The 19653-nt window shown below is 42.2% G+C and carries 21 protein-coding genes and 3 pseudogenes; 10 read left to right on the forward strand and 14 right to left on the reverse strand.

Annotated features, from left to right (window positions below; genetic code table 11):
- Positions 1-265 (reverse strand): annotated as a pseudogene (locus BGL89_RS05695) (RNA-guided endonuclease TnpB family protein); the annotation flags it as partial.
- A 192-nt stretch (positions 266-457) separates the two neighbouring features.
- On the opposite strand from BGL89_RS05695, the gene BGL89_RS05700 reads away from it, so the two are divergent.
- Positions 458-1108 carry a nitroreductase family protein gene (locus tag BGL89_RS05700; RefSeq protein WP_286824869.1) on the forward strand — a complete coding sequence of 217 codons (651 nt, stop codon included), beginning with the start codon at positions 458-460 and terminating at the stop codon, positions 1106-1108.
- A 9-nt stretch (positions 1109-1117) separates the two neighbouring features.
- Positions 1118-2533: a mechanosensitive ion channel domain-containing protein gene (locus tag BGL89_RS05705; RefSeq protein ID WP_286824870.1), complete on the forward strand. Its 1416-nt coding sequence runs from the start codon at positions 1118-1120 to the stop codon at positions 2531-2533.
- 229 nt (positions 2534-2762) lie between these two features.
- Here BGL89_RS05705 and BGL89_RS05710 read toward each other — a convergent pair whose 3' ends face one another.
- From BGL89_RS05710 to BGL89_RS05745, 8 genes are all read right to left on the reverse strand, one after another.
- Complete coding sequence (locus tag BGL89_RS05710; protein ID WP_286824871.1) at positions 2763-3545, reverse strand: hypothetical protein; 783 nt, start codon at positions 3543-3545, stop codon at positions 2763-2765.
- On the reverse strand, positions 3542-4762 hold the full coding sequence (locus BGL89_RS05715) for a hypothetical protein (protein WP_286824872.1): 1221 nt from the start codon (positions 4760-4762) through the stop codon (positions 3542-3544). The genes BGL89_RS05710 and BGL89_RS05715 overlap by 4 nt, the downstream gene beginning before the upstream one ends.
- 5 nt (positions 4763-4767) lie before the next feature.
- The gene (locus BGL89_RS05720) at positions 4768-5160 is read right to left on the reverse strand and encodes a MerR family transcriptional regulator (RefSeq protein ID WP_286824873.1); all 393 of its coding nucleotides are present in this window, start codon (positions 5158-5160) and stop codon (positions 4768-4770) included.
- 84 nt (positions 5161-5244) lie between these two features.
- A complete protein-coding gene (locus BGL89_RS05725) occupies positions 5245-5799 on the reverse strand; it encodes a phycobiliprotein lyase (RefSeq protein WP_286824874.1) in 555 nt (184 codons plus the stop codon).
- A gap of 27 nt (positions 5800-5826) precedes the next feature.
- Positions 5827-6810, reverse strand: a complete 984-nt coding sequence (locus tag BGL89_RS05730) for a glycosyltransferase family 2 protein (protein ID WP_286824875.1) — start codon at positions 6808-6810, stop codon at positions 5827-5829.
- 29 nt (positions 6811-6839) lie between these two features.
- The gene (locus tag BGL89_RS05735) at positions 6840-8057 is read right to left on the reverse strand and encodes a glycosyltransferase family 4 protein (protein WP_286824876.1); all 1218 of its coding nucleotides are present in this window, start codon (positions 8055-8057) and stop codon (positions 6840-6842) included.
- A gap of 2 nt (positions 8058-8059) precedes the next feature.
- Entirely contained in the window at positions 8060-9019 is a 960-nt protein-coding gene (locus tag BGL89_RS05740) for a GDP-mannose 4,6-dehydratase (protein ID WP_286824878.1), read from the reverse strand.
- Positions 9020-9033: 14 nt separating this feature from the next.
- The gene (locus tag BGL89_RS05745; RefSeq protein ID WP_286824879.1) at positions 9034-9954 is read right to left on the reverse strand and encodes a glycosyltransferase family 2 protein; all 921 of its coding nucleotides are present in this window, start codon (positions 9952-9954) and stop codon (positions 9034-9036) included.
- A 203-nt stretch (positions 9955-10157) separates the two neighbouring features.
- On the opposite strand from BGL89_RS05745, the gene BGL89_RS05750 reads away from it, so the two are divergent.
- Together BGL89_RS05750 and folB are read left to right on the forward strand one after the other, a co-directional pair.
- The gene (locus BGL89_RS05750) at positions 10158-11141 is read left to right on the forward strand and encodes a glycosyltransferase family 2 protein (protein WP_286824880.1); all 984 of its coding nucleotides are present in this window, start codon (positions 10158-10160) and stop codon (positions 11139-11141) included.
- A gap of 131 nt (positions 11142-11272) precedes the next feature.
- On the forward strand, positions 11273-11629 hold the full coding sequence (gene folB, locus BGL89_RS05755) for a dihydroneopterin aldolase (protein WP_286824881.1): 357 nt from the start codon (positions 11273-11275) through the stop codon (positions 11627-11629).
- On the opposite strand, the gene BGL89_RS05760 is transcribed toward folB, so the two are convergent.
- Positions 11616-12158 carry an NADPH-dependent FMN reductase gene (locus tag BGL89_RS05760; RefSeq protein ID WP_286824882.1) on the reverse strand — a complete coding sequence of 181 codons (543 nt, stop codon included), beginning with the start codon at positions 12156-12158 and terminating at the stop codon, positions 11616-11618. The genes folB and BGL89_RS05760 overlap by 14 nt on opposite strands.
- Positions 12159-12318: 160 nt before the next feature.
- Between BGL89_RS05760 and BGL89_RS05765 the strand changes: the two genes are divergently transcribed.
- Positions 12319-12645, forward strand: coding sequence for an antibiotic biosynthesis monooxygenase (locus BGL89_RS05765; protein WP_286824883.1), 327 nt, complete (start codon positions 12319-12321; stop codon positions 12643-12645).
- Here BGL89_RS05765 and BGL89_RS05770 read toward each other — a convergent pair.
- The 3 genes from BGL89_RS05770 to rseP form a co-directional block, all read right to left on the reverse strand.
- The gene (locus tag BGL89_RS05770) at positions 12642-13250 is read right to left on the reverse strand and encodes a rhomboid family intramembrane serine protease (protein WP_286824884.1); all 609 of its coding nucleotides are present in this window, start codon (positions 13248-13250) and stop codon (positions 12642-12644) included. The two genes, BGL89_RS05765 and BGL89_RS05770, sit on opposite strands and share 4 nt — an antisense overlap.
- Before the next feature lie 166 nt (positions 13251-13416).
- Positions 13417-14070: an endonuclease III gene (nth, locus tag BGL89_RS05775; protein WP_286824885.1), complete on the reverse strand. Its 654-nt coding sequence runs from the start codon at positions 14068-14070 to the stop codon at positions 13417-13419.
- The gene (gene rseP / locus BGL89_RS05780; RefSeq protein ID WP_286824886.1) at positions 14070-15161 is read right to left on the reverse strand and encodes an RIP metalloprotease RseP; all 1092 of its coding nucleotides are present in this window, start codon (positions 15159-15161) and stop codon (positions 14070-14072) included. The genes nth and rseP overlap by 1 nt, the downstream gene beginning before the upstream one ends.
- A gap of 149 nt (positions 15162-15310) precedes the next feature.
- On the opposite strand from rseP, the pseudogene BGL89_RS05785 reads away from it, so the two are divergent.
- The 4 genes and pseudogenes from BGL89_RS05785 to BGL89_RS05800 all read left to right on the forward strand — a co-directional run bounded on the left by BGL89_RS05785 (position 15311) and on the right by BGL89_RS05800 (position 18224).
- Positions 15311-15873, forward strand: a pseudogene (locus BGL89_RS05785) (bilin-binding protein).
- 178 nt (positions 15874-16051) lie between these two features.
- Positions 16052-16642 (forward strand): PAP/fibrillin family protein, encoded by a 591-nt coding sequence (locus BGL89_RS05790; RefSeq protein WP_286824887.1) that lies wholly within the window; start codon positions 16052-16054, stop codon positions 16640-16642.
- Positions 16643-16902: 260 nt separating this feature from the next.
- Positions 16903-17559: a sigma-70 family RNA polymerase sigma factor gene (locus BGL89_RS05795; RefSeq protein ID WP_002802236.1), complete on the forward strand. Its 657-nt coding sequence runs from the start codon at positions 16903-16905 to the stop codon at positions 17557-17559.
- Between the two features lie 113 nt (positions 17560-17672).
- Positions 17673-18224, forward strand: a complete 552-nt coding sequence (locus BGL89_RS05800) for an anti-sigma factor family protein (RefSeq protein ID WP_286824889.1) — start codon at positions 17673-17675, stop codon at positions 18222-18224.
- 3 nt (positions 18225-18227) lie between these two features.
- On the opposite strand, the gene BGL89_RS05805 is transcribed toward BGL89_RS05800, so the two are convergent.
- Positions 18228-19433, reverse strand: coding sequence for an acetate kinase (locus BGL89_RS05805; protein WP_286824891.1), 1206 nt, complete (start codon positions 19431-19433; stop codon positions 18228-18230).
- A gap of 130 nt (positions 19434-19563) precedes the next feature.
- On the opposite strand from BGL89_RS05805, the pseudogene BGL89_RS05810 reads away from it, so the two are divergent.
- Positions 19564-19653, forward strand: a pseudogene (locus tag BGL89_RS05810) (helix-turn-helix domain-containing protein); the annotation flags it as partial.

Below are 19653 nucleotides of genomic sequence, written 5' to 3' on the forward strand. Positions count from 1 at the left end.
TTTGGCAATTATCGTAAAACCGAGTAATTGCCCGCAAGGTTCTTTCTACAGCAGTCTGGCAAGCATGGGAGTTTAAATCATCAACAAATTTAAACTCTTTTCTTAATGCTGTGTTGTACCGAAATAACTCGGTTTTGCCAACACCCCGATTATCCATCCAATAACGCAGAACTTTATTGCGAACAAATTGGGTTGTTCGTATTGCCTCATTAATGGCTTCTATCTGATTAGGTTTTGGCTTAACTTTGTATTCTAGTACAAACATTTTGACAATGCTTGACTGAGTATCAATATTTTAGCACAAAGGAAATAAAATGGAAACTTAATATTTTAAAAGCCGCCCGACCCTGCGCGGGCATGGCGGGGCTTGTACCCAAATTTTCGGTCACACCGAAGGCTGAGGCTGATAGCTTGACCCTATAATAATTAGAAATATGTAACTCGATCAACTGACTTTATGAACTTGCCTCTCGATGTTCCCACGGCGATTAATCAACGTCGTTCTATTAAAACTTTTACCACCGATCCGATCGCCCCAGAACTGCTAAAAACCCTAGTAGAATTAACCGTTGCCGCACCTAGTAGTTTCAACATCCAAGATTGGCGAATTATTCTAGTACAAGATCCGGCACAAAAGGCCGCTTTAGCCGAGGCCGCTTGGGGACAAAAGCAAATTATCCAAGCGCCGGTTACTTTTGTTTTCGCTGCCGATGCTGCCGCAGGAGGAGGAGATCTAACCCCCATCTATGAACAGGCTCTCAGTACGGGTGCTTGGAACGAAGGCACGGTAAAATATTTTAAACAGGCAATACCCGGATTTCAAAAGGATTTAGGCGAAAAAACCCGGGAATACGCGATTAAGGATGCCATGATCGCCGCTACTCATCTGGTTTTGGCTGCTGAAAGTCTCGGTTTATCTAGTTGTTTTCTCAACGGTTGGATCGAGGACAAGGTAAAAGCTGTGATCGGTGCTGCCGATCATCCCCATCTAGCGATCGCTGTTGTCGTTCCCATCGGTTACGCGGCGGAACCGCGGCTTAATCCGGGGCGTTTACCCTTAGATTACAATGTTTTTGTGAATCGCCTGGGTAATCCCTATCAAATCTAAACTTTAGCGATGACTTTCTCTCCCTCAGCTTGGTTAACGCCCTTTTTTAACACTCCCCTTTGGCGCGCTGGGGGAGTTTCCATCACTCTTGGTTGGATTATTAGTATTCTTGTACTGTTTGTTCTTGTCACCTGTCTGACGATCGCTTTTAAAAGTTTACTAAAAAATCGTCTGCTGAAAAGTATCGGTTTTGATGAAGGTAATCGAGAAGCGATCGCAACTCTGGCTAGTTTTGCTTTTGGGGCTTTTGGTTATATTATCGCCCTACAATTGACTGGATTCAATCTCGCTTCGATCGCTGTTTTAGCCGGTGGTTTGGGGGTGGGTATCGGTTTCGGTTTGCAGGAGTTAACCAAAAATCTCACCAGTGGTTTAACTTTGTTGGTGGAACGCAAGTTAAAAGTGGGCGATTTTATCGAATTTGAGCAAACAAAGGGTTATATCCGGGAAATATCGATTCGTTCCACCACCATTCGCACTGTTGATGGTGCAGAGTTAATCGTTCCTAACACAATCTTAACTAGCAATCGCGTCCAGAATTGGCATTATCCCGACTCGCGCATTCGAGTCATTGTGCCGGTGGGAGTTGCCTACGGTACAGATCCTTTGATAGTGACGGAAATTCTGCTGCAATCAGCCTATATGTCGGTAGAAATTGCCTTTAATCCGCTTCCCAAGGTGATTTTTAACGGTTTTGGTGATAGTGCTTTAAATTTTGAGTTGTGGGTATGGGTGGAAAAAGTCGAACAGGCCGTTTTTCTGAGAAGTTCCCTACACTTCATTATCGAGCATAATCTGCGTCATCGGGGCATAACGATTCCTTTTCCCCAGCGAGAGTTATGGTTGCATAATACCGACAGTTTTGAGGCAGTTAAGGAACAGGATCAGGAGATAGTTAAACCTTCAAAACCGCTATCGTTAAAAGAAATGTTATTGGAGGTGAGTTACTTTAAACATTTTAACGATCTGCAATTGCGTGTATTAATTGAAATGGGTTGTCGTAAACATCTCCAGGACGGGGATATTTTAATTAGACAGGGAGAAAGAACTAATTATTTCTGTATTGTTTTGCAGGGACAAATGGATGCTTTTTATGAAAACGATAAAATCAGTCGTAAAATTTTTACTTTTAATAAAGGTCAATATTTTGGGGAATTACCGTTAATGTTAGAGGTTCCCTATCCCACCACTATGCAAGCAGTGGGGGAAACCTTGTTATTTTTGCTCGATCGTCAGGGGTTTCAGCATCTTATCACTACTTATCCGGCTCTAGCGGAGGAATTCACTCAGGCACTCACCCAACGTCAAGAGGAATTGGGCGAATGTCAGCAGAAATTGCGAGAAATGGGGCTTTTAGACTCGGAAGACCTGAAAAATCCCGTCTCTTGGCTGCGACAACGGTTAAAGAGCTTTTTTGCGACTTAAAAGGGAATGACAACAGATTTACAGCCTTTTTTCTCTCTCAGTTATCTTAATGATGAGGTACGAAGCTGAGAATAGGGAGTCGCTACCTGCGGACAACTGATAAGATATCCCTGTTGTTTTCAGGGATGAGAAGATGTGGACCTCCAAACCCCCTCGTACTCCCAGTCAAACCAAAATTTAAGTTATACTTCATCTATTTTAGCTTTTAATAGCAGGCTATGGAAAAATCCTAAAATCTGAAAGAATAACCGATTTTTAACTTTAATTGACTTTGATCATGGCCATTAGTAGCAATATCCCCCTCGATACCCCAATCGATCCCACCTTGGCGATGAATTTGCTGACGAATTCCCATACCAGTGCGAATTAAAACGCCACCATTACTATTATCGCTGGTAATTACGCCCAATTCTGCTAAAAAAGTTTGATCGAAGCGTTTCGGATAACCAATCGGTCGCGAATAACCGAGAATTGCAGCGGGTAAAAAAGATCGATCGCCGTTATCGGGGTCAGTTTTTATGTTTAAATCGAGATTAAGATGCAAGCGATGGAATTGACCAACAGTTTTACTGGCAATTCCCCGCAGACGAAAATCTAATCCCCTAGCATTATTTCCCGTCGGTAATCCTAAATCGGTACGAATGGCAAAAGCGGGAACATTATCGTATTCACGATTGAAATTATAGAAAAAACCTACAGATAAATTTCCCACATCAAAATCCGTATCATCACTATTAACTCGACCTCCCACCTGCGGATCGATGCCGATAATAATATGACCATTGCGAATAATACCGTTGAGGTATTCAATATCAAACTCACCCCCAAGATTACTATTTTCAGGAAAGACTAGACTTCCTCCAAATTCTATCGATTGTTCCCCAAAACCAATACTTTCAGCATCATCAAAAGAAAGGGGACGACCAGAATCAAGATTATTATGATCGTTGGCAAAAACTGGATTAGTTAAACTGGCAACTAAACCCAGAGCAATTAATAAAAATCTTCTCATTTTTTCATTTCCTCTTGATCATTGCTGTCGCCAGGTTTTTTATCCGTATTAGGAGGGTTTTCTGGAGAGTAATTTTCGTGGTTATGGTGTTGGTAATCTCCCCCCTCATGTCCCTGAGAATTATCAGGTTTTTTCTCAGAATTATGAGGATTTTCGTGATTATGATCTTCGTGAGAAATATCTGCTGGCATTAATCCCATCCCCGGAATTCCTGACTCAAAACGATGATCGTGTAGTCCTTCACCACCATAATTTTTTCCTGCTTCCATTCCTTGGTGATTAGCAGCCATTACTAACCAAATAGCGCGGGTAATTTGTTCGTCTTTTTGTTGGGTAGTTAGCCAATCTGATGCCAGAATATCATTAACCATATCGTGCAACATATGCAGGTTATCGAAGGTGTTAGATATTTCGGAAAAACGTCGGGCAAACTTGGGACTAAGTTCGGCAAACATCGGCATAAAAGCTCGATCAGTGCGATACAATTCCTGACTATGGTATTGTTTTCCTACCTGTTTATAAGCTTGTTTTTGTTCTTCTAGCGTCTTCTCATAGAGCAAGTCATACATTGTTCCTTGTAACCAATGGTAGCCCCAAAATAAGCCATTAACTTTCGGATATTTCTGGCGAAAAGCTTTAGAATAAGGCTGGGAATCCAGATAACCCATATTCATCGGTAATCCGCTAATAGCATAGGGAACTTTTGTCAAGTAAAATTGATATAATTTTTCAATTTCTGCTTCTTTTTCCTTGTTAGTTAATTTGCTACTGGCTAAAACATCAACGGTTTGAGCATGGAAAATATGCGCCCACTCGAAAACCTGTTCTAAAACACCGTATTTTCTGCCAAAAGTTGGGGAAATATTACCCTCGTCGGGCATAAATTTAGGCGGATTTTTTAAAACCAAATTAATTTTTTGGTATGTCTTAGTTTCTAAATCTTTCGCTTTTCCCGTTACGATATCTTCGTAAGCAAAGGCATGACCAACAGCGATCGCATTCAAGTCTAAAGCTAAATCTCTGACATTATAAATTGCATTGTTATAAACCCCTCTTTGGGGATAAATATGATTACGTTGCTTGTTATACATCCAAGCTGGTATATTGTCAGGAATTGCTTGTAAAGTCTGAGTTTGAGGTGAATCAAGATGTAAATGTTGAGCAATTACAGGAGTAGAAATCAGTGCTACAGTTACCAATAGAATCAACTTTTTCATGATAGTTAAACCTTGAGATTAGGGCAAATAAATTGATCGTCTTTTACAGGTGTATCCGTCCATACTTGCAGGGTTTCGGTTAATTGTTGACGCAATAAAAGCAATTGTTCCACTTGTTGATCGATCTCAGCAATATGTTTAATTAATTTTTCCTGAATATCTCCACAGGGTAACTCACCATGGTCATGAATTACTAAACATTCGCGGATCTCTTGCAGACTTAAACCCAAAGATTGCAATCTTTTGACAAACAGCAAGCGATGGACAGTATCGGGAGTAAATAGGCGAAATTGTCCCTCTGTCCTCTCAGGGGACTGAATTAGTCCTAATTCCTCGTAATAACGAATCGTTTTAATCGAAACACCACTTTCTCGGGAAAGTTGACCGATTTTGAGCATTATTTTTGCTCCTTAATCCTATCGTTTCCCCATGATAAAATCTCCCCTTGACTGGAGAATCAAGGGGGGAAAAGAAATATTTTTTTAACTGACTTTACACTCAACCCCAAAACCGACCAAGAGAACTTTTTCCAAGGGTTCCCCCTCCTTGGGACGTTGATAGTTAATAATTTTGCGAATTCGCAGGTCTGGATTGATTAAAGTAATTGAATCCACGGAAACACTGCGAGTATAATTGGTGGTCATTAATAACTCTCTGGTGGTGGAATCAAAGCGAAAAGCGGAGATAATTGGTCTTGCTTCTTCGTAGGCGCGATCACGAAGATAATCCCCTTCTAAATAACCGTTATTTTCTGCTTTAACCACAAATAAAAGATTAAGATTTTGTTGCACTTCTTCTCCTTTTTCCGAGATGGTATAGAAACCTAAATTAAACCCGGGTATAGTTTCTAAATCGGCAATATCGGGATAGTTATTATCTGTCAGAACTTTCTGTTTAATCTCCCTAGTGAGGGGTTGAATGAGGAATTCAGTACGGGAACGTTCCACTTCTTGATCAGCTAGATAATGATAGGTTCTTTCCGTTTGCCAACTACCGACACAATAGGCAAAAAATTGCTGAAAAACTTCGGTATTCATAGACTTAATTCTCCTCTTGTCAGTATTTTAATTTTGAGTTATTTTATCAGTAACTTGTTCCCTATTTTCAAAACCATAACAATCTCGAACAAGATAAAGTGGCCGGCCCTTTACTTCTTCATAAACCCTGCCAATATATTCGCCAATAATACCAAGAGTCAGTAATTGAATTCCTCCTAAAAATAGGACAGCAACCATCAGAGAAGCGTATCCGGGTACGTCGATTCCTAAAATAATAGTTCTGAGCATTAAAAAACTAGCATAAACAAGACTAACAAGTGCAATGATAAATCCTACATAGGTCCAGACTTTCAGAGGCAAAAAACTAAAAGAGGTAATACCATCGATGGCAAAATTCCATAATTTCCAGTAATTCCATTTAGTTTGTCCTTGATACCGTGGTTCTCGATCGAATAAAATTGATGTCTGTTTATATCCCACCCAAGCAAATATTCCTTTCATAAATCTTTGACGTTCGGGCATTTTTTTAATTGATTCTACCACTCGGCGATCGATTAAGCGAAAATCTCCCGTATTAGGGGGAATAGGAACCCGACTTAATTTATTAATGACTTGATAGAAACCCCCAGCGGTGAAACGTTTCAAGCAACTTTCGCCAATTCTAACCCGACGGGACGCATAAACCACATCATAACCCTCGTGCCATTTTTCGATCATTTCGGCAATTAATTCGGGGGGATCTTGTAAATCAGCATCAATAGGAATTACTGCCATCCCTTGACTGTAATCAATTCCTGCTGACATGGCAATATCTTTACCAAAATTACGGGATAAATTAACCACTTTAATTTGTGGATAACGTTGATGATATTCCACGAGATTTTTGAGAGTATTATCACGACTACCATCATTGACGCAAATGACCTCATAACTGGTATTTAGTGCCTCTAAAACTGCTAAAAGTCGGCTAAAGAGAACATCGATATTTTCCTCTTCGTTATAGAGAGGAACAACAACAGATATTTTCACTGTTATTTGATTTGATAGCATATTAATTTACAAAAAATTAGAGAAATTGTCTAACAAATATCAGCAGTCAAAACTTGTTCGTACTTAGCGGCTGCTTGCTGCCAAGTATAATTATCTTCGATTAACTTGCGAGCGTTTCTAGATAATTTTTCTCGCAACTCTGCCGATTCAAAAAGACTACTAATCGCCGTACAATATTCCTCAATACTATTAGCCCTTAAGGCTGCTAAAGGAACATTATTTCCTTCCACTGTTAACCCTTCTAAACCTCGATCGCTGGCCACCACAGGCACCCCTGCGGCCATAGATTCTAGGGTTTTAAACTTCATTCCAAAACCCGTTCTTAGGGGAATAACTGCCACAGTTGCCTGATGAAGATAGGTGGTCATTGATGGTACTCGTCCCGTCACAATCACTCCTTTTAACTTAGTTAATTCTTGCACTTCTAGGGATGGATTAGCACCGACTAGAGTTAAAGTAGTATCGGGGTAAGTAATTTGAATACGAGGTAAAATTTCCCTAGCTAAAAAACAGGACGCATCGATATTAACCCAATAATCTAACCCACCGATAAAAACTAAATTATGTCCAGCAGGAGCCTCGGTACGATAGGGAAATAAATCTAAATCGACTGCATTAGGAATTAAATAAATCTCTTTCTTGGGAGCGAATTCTCGCATTTGTTTTTGATCATCATCGGTGGTGACGACAATTTTTGAGAATTTCTGCACAGTTTTTTGTTCGTAGCGACGCAGGAGAGGAAGGTAGAGACGATCCCGTAATTTTTGACTAGAAACCCCAATTTCTAATTGACTTTTGCTGGTTTGATAGAGGGAACTATGCACATCAATTACTGTCCTAATTTGCCGTTGCCATTCGGAACGAATATAAATTTCATTAACGCTATGTTCACTGGTAATGACTGAGAATTTTTGACTCTTAACTGCCCTATCTATCCAGTTCTGCATCTCTTGAGAATAGCCAAAAAGTACATTGGGAGGGGTTCCCGTTTTCAGGAATTGAGCTAATCTTTGCAGTTTAGCAATTATTCCAGTTTTGGCATCTTGAGGACGGGGAAAAACTACCAATTCACTAACAAAGTTACCTAACTTTTCTACCTCCTCATCGCTGACATCAGCAGTACGCTGAACCATGAGAGTAATATCATGATTTTTGCTGAGATACTTGAGTAAATTAAAAGTTCTGCCCTGAGTTCCTCCTTTGCTGGGTGGATAGGGAAAGGTGGAACTAATCATTAAGATATTCATGGCTATTTCTCTAAACGATTTTCTACCATCATGCGGACAATATCAGTCATTTTGTATTGTGCTTGCCAACCTAATTTTTCCTTAGCTTTGTTGGGATTGCCGCGACTAATGGCTAAATCTGTTGGTCTTAATAAACTTCGATCGGAAATTACATGATCTTGCCAATTTAAGCCAACAGTAGCAAAAGCTGTGGCGACAAAATCCTCCAGTTTTGAACTTTCTCCCGTGGCAATCACGTAATCATCGGGTTGCTCCTGTTGCAGCATTAAATACATCGCTTCAACGTACTCCGGAGCCCAACCCCAATCCCTTTGAATATCCATATTTCCTAAGTGTAAAGTCTCGGGACTTCCTTGGGCAATTCTAGCCACGGCAGCGATAATTTTTTGGGTAACAAAGCGCTCGGGACGCAGAGGAGATTCATGATTGAAAAGTATGCCTGAACAGGCAAAAATTCCGTAGGCTTCTCGATAATTAGCCACTTCCCAAAAAGCCGCCGATTTGGCCACAGCGTAGGGACTGCGAGGACGAAAAGGGGTATTTTCGTCGGCAGAATTATCGCCGATATCCCCGAAACATTCACTCGATCCTGCATTATATAATTTAATTTTTGCTCCGGTAAATCGAATTGCTTCTAAGAGATTTAAGGTTCCCGTGGCAATACTTTCTAAGGTTTCCACTGGCTGCTCGAAGGATAAACCCACAGAACTTTGTCCAGCCAAATTATAGACCTCATCGGGCTGAATTTTAATTAAGACTTGTAGGACACTGCGAAAGTCGTTCAGTGCCATTGATTCTAGTTTTACCTGTTCCTTGATTCCCAAACGTTTTAGGTTACTAAAAGAGGACATTTGGGCATCCCGGGAGGTGCCACAAACTGTATAGCCGGCTTTTAACAGTAATTCGGCTAGGTAGGCTCCATCCTGCCCCGATATACCACAAATTAACGCTTTTTTACTCATTTATTTACAATAATTTACTTTTGAGGGTTTAACATCGCCTTGGCGGCCTCGCTTAAATAACCGATTTGTCCGTAGGCATAGAGAAGATTATCAAAGCTTTTAGCGGGATCATTGATAAATTTGACATATTTAACCAATCCTCTCACCAAACGCTCACCTCCTCGCCTAAATTGAGCCAATCCCGTCCTTCCTGCCACTTCTTCCCGGTAGTGTTCGCTGATGCCTTGCCACCAACTACGACGCATAAACCATTGACGATTGATTCTTTCCGGGGCCACATTGTGTTCCACCAATGCGGTGGGAAAATAGCCCACTTGCCATCCCTGGGCGAGTGCCAGTTCTGTCGTGTATAATTCCTCGTTAGAGAGAAGTTTTTTCCCAATTCTTCCCAAATTAGGGTCAAAACCGCCAATTTTATCCAAGAAATCCCGCCGAATTGAGTAATTAACCCCTCGCGGAGTTAAATTCGCCTGGCTAATGTATACCACATTGTCGCCCAAATCGAAAGCCCCTAAACCCCCTGCTAACTCATCGGATAACCAATTGGGTTGACTGTAGCCTTGCGGCCAAATAAGAGTGACTTTTCCCCCCGCTACTGCCAGTTTTTCGTTATTTTCGTAGGCATTTAACAGAATTTCTAACCATTGAGGACTAGCGATCGCATCGTCATCCAAATAGGCTAAAATCGGCGCTCTAGTTTCCTTCGCCCCGCGATTTCTGGCGGTAGATAGCCCTAAAATAGGTTCGTAAACGTATTTTAGCCGCCCATCTCCCAGACGCGACTGGGCCACTTGACGGGTTTTATCGGTGGATGCGTTATCAACCACTAAAATCTCACAATCTGGACAGGTTTGCGCTAAAAGACTATCGATCGCTCCTGCTAGGTAGTGATCGCGGTTGTGGGTACAGATAATCCCTGCTATTTTAGGAGCCATGGCTATCAAGGTTACTCATTCAATAACCTAAAACTTAACATCCCTTTGGAAAAATGTAAAAATACTTTTAAAGCCGTCAGCCGTCAGCTTTTTAGCCATCAGCCTTCAGCCGTTAGCTTTTCTCTCTCGATATCCCGATATCCCTGTTCACTAATAACGAATAACTGATTACTGATTACTGATTACTGATTACTGAAAATATTATGCCGAAAGTAACTGTTTGTATTCCCACCTATAACCGCGCCGATTATCTCACCTATTCGATTAATAGTGTCTTGCGGCAGACTTATGAAGATTTTGAGTTAATTGTTTGTGATGATGGTTCTTCTGATCATACCCCAGAAGTGGTGGCAGCATTTCAGGATTCGAGAATACTTTATCTGCGTCATCCCCAAAATCTTGGTAGAAGTTTAAATATGCGATCGGGTTTTACGGCTGCTCGGGGAGAATATTTTATTAAATTCGATGATGATGATGGACTAACTCCTGAATTTTTAGCGAAAACTGTCCCTATTTTAGATCAAGAAAAAAACGTTGATTTTGTCTGTACCGATCACTGGATTATTGATAAATTTGGACAAAAAGTTGCCTCGGCAACCCAGGAAAATTCAGCGAAATGGGGCAAAGACAGATTACAACAAGGGATTATTACTGATTTAGAGAGACAAACTTTTTCTTATCAAAGTTTACAGGTGGGTTCGACTCTTTTTCGTTATCAATCTTTAGCCGATGTGGATTATATGCGCTCTCAAGCGGATGGTTGTGAAGATTTTGATTTATTAGTGCGTTTAGCTTTAGCGGGAAAACAAGCTTATTTTCTGCCGGAATTATTAATGGAATATCGTTTCCATGGCGGTCAAACTAGCTTAAAACAAGCGGTTCACTTTTTGCAAGCAAAACTGTTTTGTACAGAAGGTTATCACTTTAATGATGTAAAGTTAGAAGAAGAAAGAGTAAAAAAAGCGGCTTTTTTACAGGAATCTTTGGGAATAAAATTAATTGAAAAGGGAGAAACCGAAGCTGGGCGAGTTTTAATAGAAAAAGCCTCGCAATTGTTAGGAAAATCCCGACGAGCTAGACTGGGTTTACTGCTTTCCTATTTACCTCTAAATTTGAGACAACTGGCTTTTCAAGGTTTCCGTCAACTACGCTCCAAAGATTACGCCGAACAGGTAAGAGCCGTCTAAACTATAATTTATAGCAGTTATCTTAATGGTCGGGTAGGAAGTTTTCGTTTTGGGGAGTGGGTCGTCGATACCAAATTAGGTTACACTTCATCTTTGTGACCAACGCTGCCAGTTTTTAAATTTAACTATCTATGGATACTATTCACGTTACGGGAATTCGTGCCTACGGTTATACAGGATATCTGGCCGAAGAACAGGTTTTAGGTCAATGGTTTGAGGTGGATTTATCCCTAGAAGTTGATATCAGCATTGCTGGCAAAAGTGACGCAATTGAAGATACCCTAGATTATCGACAGGCGATCGAAATTGTCAAACACCAGATTGAAACCGGCAAATTTGCCCTAGTGGAAAAATTGGCCACGGTTATCGCTGAGGATATCCTACAACTCGATCGAGTGCGACAGGTAAGAGTACAATTATCGAAACCTGCCGCCCCAATTCCCCATTTCACCGGTAAAATCACCATCGATATTACTAGATATCGTTGAGTTTACGGGTATTATCGACTAAACTTCGCGCAAAAGCGTCAAAACGTTGGGAAAGCTTCTCGTCAAGGATTTTTCCTTCTTCGTTGAAGACTTTCCACGCTTGTCCTAAGCCAATTTGTTCCGGAATTACCCAAGCGTGAACCCAACGGAGAATGATTCTTAAATCATTTAGGGCGTTACTATTGGATTGGCCGCCTAAAACACTGATTAATCCAGCAACCTTTCCCGATAACTCCTCAAAGCTCATTAAATCTAGGGCATTCTTCATCACACCACTGACACTGCCATGATACTCCGGTGTCGCCAAAATTAATCCCGCTGCCGATTTAACCGTTTGCTGCATTTTGGCCACATCGGGATAGTCAGAATAGTCATCTCCCCCATTACAGAAGGGTAAAGAGAGTTTTCTCAGGTCAATTATCTCCGTTTCTACTCCTAACCCCTGTACTCGACTGATAGCAACTTCTAACGCCATCGCACTATAGGATCCGGGGCGTAAACTGCCATTAATACCAACGATTTTGATCATAGAACTTATACAAACTCATAACGACTACATATAAGCTAACAAAAAAAGAGACAATTGGGGAAGCTTAGTTAAAAAAATATGTGGATGGGGCGGAGGGGGCGATCGATCTAAGTTTTAATGAGAGTAGAAAGAAAGATTTATTCCATTTCCCCTCATTGCCATGCCAGAATTTCTCGATTTTCTCAAACATAAATACGCCTATGTGGCTATTGGTGAATTCAAACCGGGGTGTTTTTCCGAGGCCCAAAAACTCTACGAAAAGGCCGTTTCCACCTATTCCACGGGATTCCAAGGGGCTTTTCTGCTGCAAAAACCCGGAACCGACGAAGGAATTGCCGTGATCATCTGGGATAAAATCGATGATATGGAGGCCAATAAAAGCGAAACCCATGAATTATTGCTGAAATCCATGGCTCCTCTGTTTGCAAAACCGCCTGTCACCGATTTTTATGAAGTATGTAGCGAGATAGAAGCTTCCCCCATTTAGAGGTAATGTTTCTTTTCGGTGGCGATTAATTTGGCGGCTAAAACCCCGCCTAGGAAACCAAATAAATGTCCTTGCCAAGAAATCCCCGGACGGGAAGGCAAAACGCCCCAAATTGTGCCACCGTAGAGTAAAAAGACTAGAATTGACAAGAGTATAGAAGGAATATTTCTTTGGAAATAGCCCCGCAGTAATAAAAAACCTAAATAGCCAAAAATCAAGATACTTGCCCCGATATGGATGGAGCCGGGAGTAGCAAATAACCAGACTCCTAACCCCCCCACCAGCATAGTCAACCCAGTCACAATAAAAAAGTCACTGGTTTCCTGTAACATCACCAACCAACCGAGAATCAGGAAAGGAACTGTATTAGCGATAAGATGGGGAAAGTCACCGTGTAGGAAAGGTGCGAAAAGAATACCCCGCAATCCGATGACTTGATGCGGAATAATCCCGAAAATGTCTAAACTGCCCCGAAAAACAAATTGATCTAAAATCTCTAACAGCCAAAAAATCGCCACAAAGGTAGCGAGGATTATTGCTTGGGTTTTTATTTCTTGCCGAGATCCTTGACTCATAAGATTGATGGATGAGCTATTTTTTCCCATTATAGCCCCCCACATCAGTTATCAGTTATCAGTTATCAGTTATCAGGTGTGAGTTTTCAGTTATCAGGTGTGAGAACGTAGGTTGGGTTGACGTATGAAACCCAACGTCTGCATGGGTTACACTACCGCTAACCCATCCTACAAATAATTGTGCCTCCCTACTTAATTAGCTTACTTTTGCCGCGGGACAAAGAGTGGCCAATTGACAGGAAAAACAAGCGGGATTTCTTGCTTTACAAACTGCCCGGCCGTGGTAAATAATACTAATAGAAAAAGTTTCCCAATCCGGTTGAGGTAGTAAAGCCATTAAATCCCGTTCAATTTTCACTGGATCGTTATTAGTAGTTAAACCCAAACGATTACTTAAGCGCTTAACGTGGGTATCTACTGTCACCCCCTCAATAATCCCGTAAGCGTGAGCGAGTACCACATTAGCCGTTTTTCTAGCTACCCCGGGTAAAGTTAATAATTCCTCCATTGTCTTGGGTACTTCCCCCTGAAAATCCTTGAGGATTTTTTGACAAGCACCCTGAATATTTTTAGCTTTATTGCGATAGAATCCCGTGGAACGAATGAGAGTTTCTAACTCCTCTCGCTCGGCAAAAGCTAAGGATTTAGCATCGGGAAAACGAGCGAATAAAGCAGGAGTCACCTTATTTACCCGCTCATCAGTGCATTGTGCCGAGAGAATCACTGCCACCAATAACTGCACGGGAGTTTGATAATTTAAGCTACAGGTTGCCTCTGGATATAATCGCTTTAAGTTGCTTAAAATTTCTAGGGCGCGCAGTTGAGGTTCAGTTTTTTTTCGAGAGTCCATCACTGGAATAAATCCTGAAAAACTGCTAGGTTAGCCGTGTCGCGCACGATTAAGAACACTCCTAATCCTAAGAGTAAAACTAGACCTGTTTGCATGATGTTATCTTGCAGTTTAGTCGGGAGAGGTTTACCTACCAAAGCCTCGATTAATAAAAATACTAATTGACCACCATCAAGAGCAGGTAAAGGCAGAATATTAATTACCGCTAAGTTAATACTAATTAGGGCGGCAAATTGAAAAAGATTACCCGCATCATTACGAGCGATCGCCGCTCCGTATTCGACAATTTTAACCGGTCCTGCTACCTGTTGAACACTGTCTTTGAAGTTACTAACTAACTGCCCAAAACCTTGCACGGTTAATAGGATTAATCGCTGAAATTCCCCCGCACCCAAGCTAAAAGCTTGCCCAAAATTATCGGCTTTCAGGCGAGTTTCTTCACCGTTAGGAGCCAATCTAACCCCAATTTTACCCTGACCATCACTTCCCAATTCAGGAGTAACGATTAAATCGATCGTTTCTGTCGGGCGTTTGATGGTTAATTTTAGGGGTTGAGCGGGGGAAGATTGAATAATGTCACGGAAGTCAATAATGGCATTTTGAGAAGCACCAAGGGGCTGATCATTGATAGCGAGAACGATATCCCCCGCTTGTATTCCCGCTTGTTTAGCGACGGAATTTTCAGCCGTAAAAACTTCAGGAATAATTACCCCTTCTTGATAGTTAATTTGGGGAAAACCCACCGTAGCGACTTGGGTAACAAGCAAAAAATAGGCAAAAATTAAATTAGCAATTACTCCCGCACTAATGACGATAGCTCGATCGAAAACAGGACGATTGCGTAATAAATCAGGGTCGTTATTGGGAATTTGACTATCGGGATCGTCATCGGGAAAACCAACGTAACCCCCTAAAGGAATGGCGCGGAGGGCGTATTCCGTTTCTTTACCTTGATATTTAGCTAAAGCTGGACCAAAACCGATAGAAAAGCGATTAACATGGATAGATTGCCAACGAGCAGCGGCAAAATGACCCAATTCGTGAACGACAATTAATAGGGCAAGTACACCGATCGCTATTAAAACTGACATGATGATCAAAATATAATGACTTAGCTTTTGTTTATTGTAAGCGATCCTCTTGGATAGATTTCAAAAAATCTTGAGTTATCGCTAATTTTTCGATCATTTATGATAGAAGTGATCTTAACTGCCTAATCTGACCTAACGGAGAGCGATCGATGCCTTTGAGTGAGCGCGCCCAGCAATTAATCCCAAAAGCGAGAATCATCAGTTTCGCTGATTGGCCCTATCAGCAAGCAGCGATCGCTATTTGGCAACAAGCGGATGATCAAACTTGCTATCTCAGCGATAGCGATTTAGATACTATCGTCAATTTAGAGCCTGATTTACTTGTTTATAGTCAACAAGCTCGAAAACTGCGGGATAATGCTAATATTATCGTTGATAACGCTCGTCAGACTGTCTTAAGCCAATTTCCTACCATTTTTTACCCCGGAGGCGATCTTTATCCACCTCACCGCGCCGAAGCTTGTTGGCGTGATTTCTGGAACTTTTTACGCTGTATTACCTACGGTATCGCCGGACAACAGATTCCCTACACCAGTGCCGAGGGATTGGAAAATATGCGTCTTCTTTACCAAGAATTGCAGTACCATTAGGGGCAATGATTTCGGGGTTAGAAGCCTTAAAACAATACAGTTTAGAGTATTTTAGCGACTCAGAAAAAAACGCAATTACTCCCTATTTCGATCACTTAATTACGGTTATGAAAAAATTTTAAAACTGCGGCATTTAATCTGTGTTAAAATAATCAAGTCAACAGTTGAAAATGCCGCTCACCGAGGTTAAAACTCCGTTGAAACGCTGAAATCATCAGCGCAAGTGAACCTCTTGGGACCACCAAAAACCTCGATCGAGTACCTAGCGGGTCGAGGCAGTTTATAAATAAGGGAGATTCTATGGATGCCAAAGCGAAATTATTAGAATTGATCGCTGGTAGAAATCGCGGACTCCTGGCGACAGAAAGCGACCGCGTGCGGATTTTAGCGGCGATCGAACAATTGGAGGATCACAATCCCCATCCCCATCCCCTCGAAGTTAAACAACTATTAGGGGGCAATTGGCGTTTGCTATTCACCAGCAGCCGCAACATTCTGGGAATAGATCGCCTACCTTTTTTTCAATTAGGGCAAATTTATCAATATCTCGACCTGAACAAGTCCAAACTCTACAATATCGCTGAAATTACCGGTGTACCTTGGTTAGAAGGAGCAGTGATCGTCTCCGCTACCTTTGAACCCACATCCGAGCGTCGGGTAATGGTCAAATTTGAGCGCTCGATCCTCGGTCTGCAACGTCTTCTCAATTATCATTCTCCCCAAGAATTTATCGAAGCGATCGAGAGTGGCAAAAAATTTCCTCCCCTCGATTTTTCTTTCAATAATCGCCAACAAACAGGTTGGCTCGATATCACCTATCTCGATGAAGATCTCCGCATCGGCCGCGGCAGCGAGGGCAGCGTCTTTATTCTCGCTAAGGAAAAAACCTAACTTACAGAGCCTTCAGGAGACAGTCTTGTATCAGTTATCAGTAATCAGTGATCAGATGTGAGTTTTTAGTTCACTGATTACTGTTTACTGTTCACTGAAAATACACCCCACACCCGACACCCCACTTGCTCCCCCAGATGAATGCCCCGATCGGTTAGAATCAAAATATGGGAAAAAAATTATTTACTTTCGGGAACCTTTACTGAATTCTCCCGTCCTCAAGCTCTGAGTGAGGAGTTTATATCCTTAGAGGAAATCCCATGAGTCAATCGATTCCAGCATCTTGGTCACTTGAGGCCAAAAAGTCTCAAAACCCCGTGTCCCCTGACAAACTCTCCAACTACGATCTAATTGCACGCTGTCAGGAAGGCTGTCAGCCGGATCGAGCAGCCTTTGCGGAACTGCTGCGGCGCTATCAAGCTCATATTGATAAATTACTCTATCATTTGGCTCCCGATTGGCAAGATCGCGCTGATTTGGCTCAAGAGGTCTGGATTCGCGTCTATCGCAATATTAACCGTCTCCATGAACCCCTCAAGTTCCGCGGTTGGTTAAGTCGCATTGCTACTAATCTTTTTTACGACGAATTGCGGAAACGCAAGCGGGTTAATCACCCCATTTCCCTCGATGCTCCCCGGCGCGTGGAAGATGGCGAAATCGATTGGGATATCGAGTCCGATTACCCCAGTCCCGATGAACATCTCACCACCCACGAATTCTACGATCAATTACAGGCTGCGATCGCTGATTTACCAGAAGCTTTTCGGACAACTATTATTCTGCGAGAAATTGAAGGCATGGCCTACGAAGAAATTGCCGAGATCACGGGAGTTTCTTTAGGAACTGTTAAATCCCGCATTGCTCGCGCTCGCGCTAAATTACAATCTGTTTTACAGCCCTATTTTACGGAAGGCTAAATAAAATTGTGGTGATTCGGCACTAACGGTCGAAATGAGGAGTCGTTAAAGTTAACTAGCTCCGTGCTGGTGAAAAGTGATTGTATACCGATCGCTTCTGGTCGAGGTCAACCATGAATAATTATCAACCCGAAGACGTTCAATGGATCAAGTCTTTGTTACGTCACGATGACAGCGATTCCAACTCCGCAGCCGAGGATATTTTATTCTTAGATGAGGATAACGAAGAAGCTCATCGTTTCGATTTAATTAGCGCCTATATTGATAACGAAGTAACGGTAGAGGAACGGAAGCTAGTTCAGCATTGGTTAGACCATGATGCTGCTGCTAAAAAACTCTATCGGCAGCTCTTGGGATTACAAACTAATTTAAGGCAAATTCCCGTACCGGTTACTATTGCCAGCGACCGATTGGCAGAACAGGTGTTCAGAAAAGTCGATGGTCAGCGTCGTCGGCAATATTATGTTTATGGTGGCGCAATTTTCACCGCTATGGCGATCGCTTTTGGTTCCTACTTCGTCTCCGAACGCAATGATCCCCTCTCCCAAATGGCGAGCAGTCCGAGCAGTATTAGCCAAGAGGGAGACCATTTGATGATTGCTCTTAACCATCCGATTATGGAGATTCCCGCAACGGAACAGCCAAAAGAGAATAGCCAAAGGTAAGGTCTATTGATATAAATGCCAGCATTCTCGTGCGATCGCCCAATCTTCCGCCGTAGCAATTACCATCACTCGCACTTTAGATGTGTCACTGGCGATATCCTCATCCCGAGGACGAGCGGCATTTTTAGCCAAATCTAACTCTAAACCCAAAAAAGACCAGCCTTGACTGGCTTTTTCCCGTACTAAAGCTGAATTTTCGCCGATTCCTGCCGTAAATACCAAGACATCTAACCCCTCTAGAGAAGCGATCATCGATCCGATTAAACTTTTCAGACGATGAATATACATCTCAAATGCTAATTTTGCCCTCTCGTTGCCTTCGGCCATCGCCGTGGTAATTGCCCGCATATCGCCAGAAATACCCGAAATTCCCTTTAAACCGGATTCTTTATTGAGTAAGCTATTTAAACTATCGGGATTGTATTGATATTCTCGCTCTAGATAAATCAGAATCCCTGGATCGATCGAACCGCTGCGGGTTCCCATCATCAATCCCTCTAGAGGAGTAAATCCCATAGTAGTATCAATACTTTTACCCCCCTTGACTGCCGATAGGGAAGCGCCATTTCCCAGATGACAGATCACCATTTTCAAGGATTCTAGGGGTTTTCCTAACAATTCGGCGGCCCGTTGGGAGCAGTACTGATGACTGGTGCCATGGAAACCATAGCGACGGATTCCCAGTTCACTCCATTGGTAGGGAATGGGATAAAGAGAAGACTCAGGAGGGATAGAACGATGAAAAGCGGTGTCAAACACTGCTACTTGAGGAACATCGCCGAAAACTTGCTCGATCGCTTCAATTCCTTCTAAATGAGCGGGATTATGGCTAGGAGCAAGGGGAATCAGCTTTTTAATCGTTTCTTTGACCTGGGGAGTGATCATGGTGGCCTGGGAATATTCCGTGCCACCATGGACAACTCGATGACCGACTATACTAATGTCGGCGAGGTTAGCCAGTACCTTAGTTTCGCCAGTGACTAAGGTATCTAACATCCGAGCAATTCCCGCCGGACGATCCTGACTAGAAAGATTAATTTCCTGTTTAATTCCCTGAGCTTTTACCGTTAAAACCCCGTAATCAGGGTTAACTGTCCAATCGATCCCCGCTTGCCAAATTGGTTGCGGAGGATGGTCAGGGAGAAACTCTAAATCGTACAAACAACTTTTTTGACTGCTCGATCCCGCATTTAAGACCAGAATTTTCATAAAAAAGCTCAATTAGGAGGTGGCTTGTGCTGATCATCGAAAATTTGGGTCTGAAACCCCGTCGTTCTAGGTTGGCTTTACCGTTAAATACTAGCACATTTACACCATATATGCCAGAATGTGAGACCGGGAAAAAGCCTATTCGTTTCGATTTTACCCCACACCCGAACAAGAGTCGCTATTGCGGCGCACTTTGGGCTGTGTAAGATTAGTTTACAAT

The organism is Microcystis sp. LSC13-02 (assembly GCA_002282935.1).
GTDB lineage: Bacteria > Cyanobacteriota > Cyanobacteriia > Cyanobacteriales > Microcystaceae > Microcystis.

Excerpts from the sequence above, each read along its gene's own strand:
- BGL89_RS05700 (WP_286824869.1), top strand. The coding sequence starts at position 458 with ATGAACTTGCCTCTCGATGTTCCCACGGCGATTAATCAACGTCGTTCT.
- BGL89_RS05705 (WP_286824870.1), top strand. The coding sequence starts at position 1,118 with ATGACTTTCTCTCCCTCAGCTTGGTTAACGCCCTTTTTTAACACTCCC.
- BGL89_RS05710 (WP_286824871.1), bottom strand. The coding sequence starts at position 3,545 with ATGAGAAGATTTTTATTAATTGCTCTGGGTTTAGTTGCCAGTTTAACT.
- BGL89_RS05715 (WP_286824872.1), bottom strand. The coding sequence starts at position 4,762 with ATGAAAAAGTTGATTCTATTGGTAACTGTAGCACTGATTTCTACTCCT.
- BGL89_RS05720 (WP_286824873.1), bottom strand. The coding sequence starts at position 5,160 with ATGCTCAAAATCGGTCAACTTTCCCGAGAAAGTGGTGTTTCGATTAAA.
- BGL89_RS05725 (WP_286824874.1), bottom strand. The coding sequence starts at position 5,799 with ATGAATACCGAAGTTTTTCAGCAATTTTTTGCCTATTGTGTCGGTAGT.
- BGL89_RS05730 (WP_286824875.1), bottom strand. The coding sequence starts at position 6,810 with ATGCTATCAAATCAAATAACAGTGAAAATATCTGTTGTTGTTCCTCTC.
- BGL89_RS05735 (WP_286824876.1), bottom strand. The coding sequence starts at position 8,057 with ATGAATATCTTAATGATTAGTTCCACCTTTCCCTATCCACCCAGCAAA.
- BGL89_RS05740 (WP_286824878.1), bottom strand. The coding sequence starts at position 9,019 with ATGAGTAAAAAAGCGTTAATTTGTGGTATATCGGGGCAGGATGGAGCC.
- BGL89_RS05745 (WP_286824879.1), bottom strand. The coding sequence starts at position 9,954 with ATGGCTCCTAAAATAGCAGGGATTATCTGTACCCACAACCGCGATCAC.
- BGL89_RS05750 (WP_286824880.1), top strand. The coding sequence starts at position 10,158 with ATGCCGAAAGTAACTGTTTGTATTCCCACCTATAACCGCGCCGATTAT.
- folB (WP_286824881.1), top strand. The coding sequence starts at position 11,273 with ATGGATACTATTCACGTTACGGGAATTCGTGCCTACGGTTATACAGGA.
- BGL89_RS05760 (WP_286824882.1), bottom strand. The coding sequence starts at position 12,158 with ATGATCAAAATCGTTGGTATTAATGGCAGTTTACGCCCCGGATCCTAT.
- BGL89_RS05765 (WP_286824883.1), top strand. The coding sequence starts at position 12,319 with ATGCCAGAATTTCTCGATTTTCTCAAACATAAATACGCCTATGTGGCT.
- BGL89_RS05770 (WP_286824884.1), bottom strand. The coding sequence starts at position 13,250 with ATGGGAAAAAATAGCTCATCCATCAATCTTATGAGTCAAGGATCTCGG.
- nth (WP_286824885.1), bottom strand. The coding sequence starts at position 14,070 with ATGGACTCTCGAAAAAAAACTGAACCTCAACTGCGCGCCCTAGAAATT.
- rseP (WP_286824886.1), bottom strand. The coding sequence starts at position 15,161 with ATGTCAGTTTTAATAGCGATCGGTGTACTTGCCCTATTAATTGTCGTT.
- BGL89_RS05790 (WP_286824887.1), top strand. The coding sequence starts at position 16,052 with ATGGATGCCAAAGCGAAATTATTAGAATTGATCGCTGGTAGAAATCGC.
- BGL89_RS05795 (WP_002802236.1), top strand. The coding sequence starts at position 16,903 with ATGAGTCAATCGATTCCAGCATCTTGGTCACTTGAGGCCAAAAAGTCT.
- BGL89_RS05800 (WP_286824889.1), top strand. The coding sequence starts at position 17,673 with ATGAATAATTATCAACCCGAAGACGTTCAATGGATCAAGTCTTTGTTA.
- BGL89_RS05805 (WP_286824891.1), bottom strand. The coding sequence starts at position 19,433 with ATGAAAATTCTGGTCTTAAATGCGGGATCGAGCAGTCAAAAAAGTTGT.